The organism is Prosthecobacter sp. (assembly GCF_049294395.1).
GTDB lineage: Bacteria > Verrucomicrobiota > Verrucomicrobiia > Verrucomicrobiales > Verrucomicrobiaceae > Prosthecobacter.
In genome coordinates this window covers 1-5,486 of record NZ_JBAQCR010000119.1, presented here as the reverse complement: position 1 = coordinate 5,486, position 5,486 = coordinate 1, and the positions used below count along the sequence as shown (strand labels likewise).

The 5,486-nt window shown below is 60.2% G+C and carries 7 protein-coding genes; 3 read left to right on the top strand and 4 right to left on the bottom strand.

All coding sequences use genetic code 11. From position 1 onward, the window contains the following. Positions 1-457: SET domain-containing protein-lysine N-methyltransferase (locus WAW39_RS07625; protein WP_422317423.1), on the top strand; the 457-nt coding region annotated here is incomplete at its 5' end. A gap of 16 nt (positions 458-473) precedes the next feature. On the opposite strand, the gene ruvC is transcribed toward WAW39_RS07625, so the two are convergent. The 4 genes from ruvC to WAW39_RS07605 all read right to left on the bottom strand — a co-directional run bounded on the left by ruvC (position 474) and on the right by WAW39_RS07605 (position 3,156). Further along, positions 474-1,028: a crossover junction endodeoxyribonuclease RuvC gene (gene ruvC, locus WAW39_RS07620; RefSeq protein ID WP_422317421.1), complete on the bottom strand. Its 555-nt coding sequence runs from the start codon at positions 1,026-1,028 to the stop codon at positions 474-476. Then, positions 1,028-1,504 (bottom strand): DoxX family protein, encoded by a 477-nt coding sequence (locus WAW39_RS07615; protein WP_422317419.1) that lies wholly within the window; start codon positions 1,502-1,504, stop codon positions 1,028-1,030. The genes ruvC and WAW39_RS07615 overlap by 1 nt, the downstream gene beginning before the upstream one ends. 10 nt (positions 1,505-1,514) lie before the next feature. Beyond that, positions 1,515-2,210, bottom strand: coding sequence for a hypothetical protein (locus tag WAW39_RS07610; protein WP_422317417.1), 696 nt, complete (start codon positions 2,208-2,210; stop codon positions 1,515-1,517). A 115-nt stretch (positions 2,211-2,325) separates the two neighbouring features. Beyond that, a complete protein-coding gene (locus WAW39_RS07605; RefSeq protein ID WP_422317415.1) occupies positions 2,326-3,156 on the bottom strand; it encodes a serine/threonine-protein kinase in 831 nt (276 codons plus the stop codon). A gap of 87 nt (positions 3,157-3,243) precedes the next feature. Between WAW39_RS07605 and WAW39_RS07600 the strand changes: the two genes are divergently transcribed. Together WAW39_RS07600 and WAW39_RS07595 are read left to right on the top strand one after the other, a co-directional pair. Next, positions 3,244-4,032, top strand: coding sequence for an ABC transporter ATP-binding protein (locus WAW39_RS07600; protein ID WP_422317413.1), 789 nt, complete (start codon positions 3,244-3,246; stop codon positions 4,030-4,032). 45 nt (positions 4,033-4,077) lie between these two features. Then, positions 4,078-5,280 carry an FtsW/RodA/SpoVE family cell cycle protein gene (locus tag WAW39_RS07595; protein WP_422317411.1) on the top strand — a complete coding sequence of 401 codons (1,203 nt, stop codon included), beginning with the start codon at positions 4,078-4,080 and terminating at the stop codon, positions 5,278-5,280. The last annotated feature ends 206 nt before the right edge of the window (positions 5,281-5,486 follow it).

Genomic DNA, 5,486 nt, shown 5'->3' with positions numbered 1-5,486 from the left:
GTCCAAGAAGACCGGTGGCGCCGCCGTTTATGTGTTCACCCTGAACCAGCGCTACGACATTGATGGCGCCAAAGGGAAAAACCCCGCACGCTACATCAATCACTCCTGCGCCCCCAACTGCGAAGCCTACATCATCCGCGGCCGCATCTGGATCTATTCCTTGCGCGAGATCAAGGCCGGCGAGGAGCTGACCTACAACTACGGTTTTGACGTGGACACCTGGGACGAGCATCCCTGCCGCTGCGGCGCCGACCGCTGTGTCGGCTTCATCGTGGAGGAAAAGCAGTGGCCGAAGCTGCTGAAGAGGATGGAGAAGGCTGAGCAAGATATCAAAAAGAAGAGGCTGAAGCTCGCCGAGGCGAAGAACACCACAGCGTCTGCAAAGAAAACGTCAGCCAAAAAGACCTCAGCGAAGAAGACTTCGGCCAAAAAGCCGCTGACCAAGAAGAAAAAGTAGCGCGCGTCCCGTTCCCTCACACCCGCCGCGCTTCACGTTCCGTTGCGCGGGCGGCGGCGCTGTTTTGAAAATGGGTGATGGCGGCTGCGAGTGCGTCGGCGGCATCGGCCTCCGGCGTTTCACGCAGGCGGAGCTGGGCGCGGATCATGAAGGCCACCTGGTCTTTCTGCGCCGCACCACGCCCCACGGCGGCCTGTTTGATTTCACGCGGGGCATATTCGTAGATCGGCAGGCCGTGCTCGGCTGCGGCTATGAGGCAGGCTCCGCGTGCGGTGCCCAGCACGATGGCCGTCTTGTAGCTCTGCACAAAGATGGTGGACTCAATCGCGCACACCGTCGGTGCATGCCGCGCGATGACTTCGAGCAATCCGGCACGGATGGCGACGAGGCAGCCGGAGGGAAGCAGGGCCGCTTTGTTGTGAATGACGCCCCATTCAATCGCGCGCAATTGCCCGGCGGCGCATTCCACCACCGCCCAGCCGGTTTTCCGCAGCGCCGGGTCGATGGCCAGGACGCGCTCCACAGCGGGAGTCACGGCGGCAGCGTCGGAACTGCGGACGATGCGGGCCATCAGCGGCGTTTTTTAGGCCCGCTCTGGCCGAGGCGGAAGAGTTGGTCCACGGAAACGGTGCCCGATCCGAACAGGAGCAGCGTCACGGTGATGATCAGGTAGAGCCACGCAGCCTCCACCCGTGGGGAGTCGGTGTTGTGCAGCACCACCAGCGTCGTGATGACCACCGGCAGAAAGATGAAGGCAAACAGCCGGGTTAAAAAGCCGATGATCCAGCTCAAGGCCACGGCGACGATGAGGAGGGCGACGACCGGGGCCAGCAGATGGGCGTAGGGCATGCCCGCCTCATGAAACGCAGGCACCCAGGCCCAGGGCTTCTCCTGAAAGAAGAAATGGTAGGCGTTTTGCACGGCATTGAGGCCGTAGCGGGTCATGAGCAGCAATCCGGTCCCGATACGGAGGATGGCGGCGGTTTGAAAAAGAGAACTCAGGGGGCTTTGTGCAGTGGCAGGACCACTGCCGGTGTATTCGAGCATGATGCGAAAATCAGATGTCGGGAGAAAGTGTGATGATGTCACCAGCCTGCGGCTGCCAGTTTTTATCCGCAGCTTCCAGTGAGGTGAAGAAGTGACGCTGGCCGTGGCGTGAAATGTAGAAGCCGCGGGAGGTGGAGCCGGGCTTGCGACCGCCGGTGACGGTGACGGCCTGTCTCACGCTCATGTCTTTGAAGACCGGAATAAACTCGGGCTCCATCACATCGCCGTTGAGGAATAGGACCGGGGTGTTTTCCACGGAGATGATCTGCACCGTGATCTCCCGGGTGTTGCGTCCGGCCAGCCGGAACACCGTGGCGATGGCCTCTGCGGCCTTGGGCAGAGTCAGGCCCCCGACACGCGCACTGCCCACCTTGCCGAGGGGGAGCAGCCCTTCGGTGTTGATCATCTCAATGCCACGGTAGATTCGGTCCGGGCTGCGGGTGCCTTCATAAATTTCGAGCCGCACGGTGTGGCCGAAGCCCAGGGTGCCGCGTGAATTGAATGGAACATCCGGATCTTCAGAATTCACCTTGTCCGTCTCAGACATGCCCGGGACGAGCTTTGCCACGGTGTTTCGGCTCGGCAGGCTGGGCATTCCAATTTTTGGCAGCTTGGGCATCGGGGGAATGATCTTCTTGATCATGCCACAGGAGCAGAGCAGGAAGCTGGCGGCGGCAAAAAGAAGGGCAGTGAGGACACGCGACATGGGGAACAAGAAACAGGTTTCGTCATGATGGCGGCACGTCGTGCGATGGCAAGAGGCTTTCGTCTTCGGCGTGATTACTTCCGGGATGGCCCACCTGCTTAGGCAGGGCTGGGAATCATGCACCCGGCTTGGTGACTTCCTCATAAACCCGCAGCGCCTCGGCAACGGAGACCGGCCGGTTGGCAGGGGCACGGTTGATGAGCCATTCGACCCACTTCACGGTGCGGGCGGGCAGGTCCGGCCGCAGTGTGCCCAGCAGCGGTGTCCGGGGGTGCAAATGGGCCGCCATCACCTGAGGCTTGGTCTCGCCGTCGAAGGGATGCTTCTGTGTCAGCGCATAGTAATAAATGCAGCCAAGGGCATAGATGTCCGTGCGCGCATCCACAGGGGCGCGTTCAAACTGCTCCGGAGCCATGAAATGAATGGAGCCGAGCAGCCCTTCGCAGGCTTTCAGATCTGGCTCTCCCACCCGAGGGGTGCTTTTCGCCAGCCCAAAATCGAGGATTTTCACCTGCAGGCCACCGTTCGGCAGCCGCTGGATCATCAGGTTTCCGGGTTTCAGGTCCAGGTGCAGGATGCCCTTCGCGTGCACGGCGCTCATCCCGTCCAGCGTCTGGCGCACCAGGGTGTCAAAATCATCCGCCGTCAAAGCACCGCGCAGGATGACGTCCTCCAAAGTCTCGCCTTGGGCCAGTTCCATCACGATGAACCCACCTTCGGTATCCACGCCGAAATCGTAAACGGCCACGACGTTCGGGTGCTGCACCTTCGACTGCTTCCGGGCCTCGCGGATCAGGGCATCCACCGCCGTACCGCAGCCACCCACCTTGTCGGCCAGAATGCGTTTGATCGCCACCTCGCGGCCTTGCTGGAGGTCCCGTGCTCTGAAAACAGCCCCCAGGCCTCCTTCGGCGATGGGAGCCAGCAATTCATAGCGTTCGTTCATCAGGGAAGGGATGCTGACACTTTCAAGCTTTCACGCAATGAAACTTTAGCGCGTTTTACCAGCTGTGCTAAAATCTCGGTTTCCACCATGCAGCTGCTCCGCGTTCAAGACCTCAAAATTCACTTCCCCGTGCGCGGGGGCTGGTTTGGCCGTACCAAGGATGTCATCAAGGCCGTGGACAAGGTCAGCTTCGAAGTGGAGGAAGGCAGCACCGTCGGTCTGGTGGGTGAGAGCGGCAGCGGCAAGTCCACCGTGGCACGTGCTCTGCTCAAGCTGACTCCGGTCACCTCCGGCAGCGTGAACTATCGCGGCATGGAAGTGCTGCCGATGACGGAGAACGAATTTCGTCCGTTGCGCAAGGAGATGCAGATGGTGTTTCAGGATCCCATCGGCTCGCTCAATCCGCGCATGACCGTCGAGTCCATTCTCGGCGAGCCGCTGCAGATTCACTTCAAGGAACTCTCCCGTGATCAGCGCCGTGAAGTCTCCGCCGGGCTGCTCAAAAAAGTCGGACTGCCGGAAGATGCGCTGCAGCGTTACCCTCATGAGTTCAGCGGTGGCCAGCGCCAGCGCATCGGCATCGCACGCGCACTGGCGGTGAAGCCGCGTTTCCTCATCTGTGATGAGCCCGTCAGCGCTCTGGATGTCAGCGTGCAGGCCCAGATTCTCAATCTGCTCAAGGACATTCAGGCGGAGCTTGATCTCACGCTGCTCTTCATCGCGCACGATCTCGCGGTCGTCCGCCACATGAGTGATCACATCGTCGTCATGCATCACGGCAAGATCGTCGAGCAGGGGAATGCGGACGATATCTGCGAGAACCCGCGTCACGACTACACCCAGAAGCTGCTCGAAGCCGTGCCCGTGCTCATCTAGCGCGAGTGGTGTCCACTCGACCCAATCTTTTCCTGTTCTGATCCCATGACTCCTCTTTTCAAAAAGTTCCTCGGCATGAACTGGCTGCTGGTGCTCAACATCGCCGCTCTCATCGTCTTCGGTGTGTACGCCATTTTCAATGCCTCCGCCTACAAGGACGAGGCTGATCTGGCGCTCAAGTGGCGTGATCAGATCCGCTGGGTGATGATCGGCCTGCCGTTTTTCTTTGCCGCCTCCTTGCTGGACTACAAGTGGGTGCGCTGGGCTTGTGTGCCGATGTACATCGCCGGTATCGGTGGTCTGGTGGCGGTGCTGGCCTTCGGGGTGGAGATCGGGGGTAACAAAGCTTGGATTAAAGTGGGCGGCATGATGGTGCAGCCTTCGCAGTTTGCCATCATGTCTGGCATCCTGATTCTGGGTGTCATTTTTGGTGAACTGCCGCGCATGATACCGGTCTTTCGCCGTCCATGGCTGCGCATCATGGCCGCAGGGATGGTGGCCGGCATTCCCGCCATGATGGTGATCAAGGAAGACTTGGGCTCCGGTCTCGTCTGGGGCCCCGTGTTCCTGTCAATGATGCTCGTCGGCAGCATCCCCTTTCGCTACATGATCACCATGCTGCTCGGTGTCGCCAGCGTGGTGCCGCTGGTCTATGTCTTTGCACTCAAGCCCTATCAGCAGGCTCGTATCAATTCCACCTGGTACATGGCCACCAACCAGCTCGACAAGGTGGACCTGCAAAACGAAGGCTGGGTGGCCAAGCACCTGCAGATCGCCGTTTCGACGGGAGGCCTTGAAGGCAAGGGGCCTGAGTCCAAGAAGGTTCCCGATCAGGCCTCCATCCACCGTACTTTCTTCCCGCACGAATCCATCAATGACTTCATCTTCGGGGTCATCGCGGAGGAGTTTGGCTTCCGCGGCTCGGTGCTCCTGCTCTCAGGCATGGCGCTGCTGCTGCTGCAAAGCGTCTTCGTGGCCTTTTGCGCCCGCGATCAGCTCGGGCGGCTCATTGTCGTTGGCGTGGTGGCCATGTTCTTTGTGCACACCTTTCAGAATGCCGGGATGAATCTCGTCATGCTGCCCGTCATCGGTCTGCCCATGCCCTTCATCAGCTACGGTGGTACCTTCGTCGTCGTGACGCTCTTCCTCATGGGCATGGTCCAGAGCGTCTGGGTTCACCGCAACATCTCCGCTGTGAAGAAGAAACGCTCTGTGAACGGGCCCCGTGATGACGATGACGAGGATTGAATTGCAGGCGCGGCACTCCGGGCCGTAGATACCATGTGGGCGGAGTCACCGAAGCGGATCGGTGATAAGAAGGGAGTGTTGAGCAACCCCGAACACACCACCCACATGGCCAAGCAAACTACCCAAAGCATCAACACAAACAAGAGCGGCCAAGCGGCGAAGACGACGTTGAGCAGCAAGGAGCCGGCTGCCGCAAGCATCGCGGT